The following is a 1,364-nucleotide window of genomic DNA, read 5'->3' on the forward strand; positions in this document are numbered from 1 at the left end:
CCGCGGGCGCCAACCGCTCACCGCTCGCGACGACGTTGGTCAGCTTGTACTTTCGCGCCGGGTTGTCCGTCACGATCTTGATGATCGTATCGATCGGATCTTCCTGAACATTGGCGAGATTGATCGTCAGGCTGTCGCCCTGCTGCCTGAACGACGTGACCGGGATATCTCTGTTCAGCCACGTCACCGATGTCACCCGATCGTTGACCGGGCGAATGGTCAATGACCTTTCGGCAATTGCGTCGAAGCCCTTCTTACCGTCTGGGCCCTTCATGACATGGAGATAGATGTTGTTATCCCTGGAGGTTGCGTAACCCCACTGCGGGCCGGTCGTGCTGTTCGGGAAGGCGAACTTTTCGTAGTTTCCCCTCCCGTCGTCCTCGTAACCGTAACCCGACAGGAAGTATGGGGTCGTGCCGGTCGTGGACTCGTGCCTCTCCGGCCTACCCTGCGGGGCGAACCAGCTGGCCAGGCCCTCTCTCACATCGATGAATTCCTGCACGCCCCTCGGATACCTTGTGGCAATTTCCTCGGGAGAGTGCCAGTTAGGCCCTCGGCTGTCGATAACCGACTGGTCATTGTTGTCGACGTAGCCTCGCCCCGCATTCATGATCATTTCCTTGGAGACCAGCCTGAAGTCATCGCGCTGCCCATAGTACGGGGACTGCTGATTCTTGGTGCGAATCATTTTCCACGGTTCCATGGTGGCGCGCTTGACCAGGTGATTCGCTCTTGCGTTCGCATAGATACCGGATGCTTCTCCGGTCCTCAGATCCGGGTCGCCGTACTCTGCGCCCCAGGCATTCGAGTCAACGATGATCTCATCGCTGTAATCGCGCACGAGACTGTACATCACGTCATAGTTGGCATTAGGCATTGCCTGCGGGCCGTCAAAATAGAGGTATGCCGGAGCGTAGCGCAGAATCAGATCCTCCACATTCTGCATGAACACATCAGTGGAGTAATGCCTCAGGCCGCCGCCCTCGGTCGCATAGTACAGGCCGAACTTCATGCCGTAACGCTTAACTGCCAGCTCGAACTGCTTTAACCCGTCTACTACCTTGCCGTTTTCATCCTTCGGAAGGTACTCCTGCCGGATATGCTGTGGATCCGCAAACTTCGACGGCCAGAAATAATTCTGCTGTAGCGATTCAATCGACACCAATGAGTGTCCTTGACGCTTGGCTCTCGCTGCCCATCGATCAGCTGAGAAGTTTGGATCCACGAAATAGTTGTAGGTCGGGGTGGCATGGGTCAGCGCTCCGACCCTGCCTTCCTCGAACCATTTGTTCGGGCGTTCCTTCACCGCAACAGTGAAGGCTTTTGATGCGCTGTTCCCGTTGCGGTCAGTAACCTGAACGGTG

At 56.6% G+C, this 1,364-nt stretch carries 1 protein-coding gene; it reads right to left on the minus strand.

Annotated features, from left to right (window positions below; translation table 11 throughout):
* Positions 1 to 1,306 (minus strand): alpha-L-fucosidase (locus ONA70_RS36290; RefSeq protein ID WP_265010990.1); only part of this gene is annotated, 1,306 nt, incomplete at its 3' end.
* Positions 1,307 to 1,364 lie beyond the last annotated feature (58 nt).

It is taken from the genome of Micromonospora yasonensis (assembly GCF_026013475.1).
Lineage (GTDB): Bacteria > Actinomycetota > Actinomycetes > Mycobacteriales > Micromonosporaceae > Micromonospora > Micromonospora yasonensis.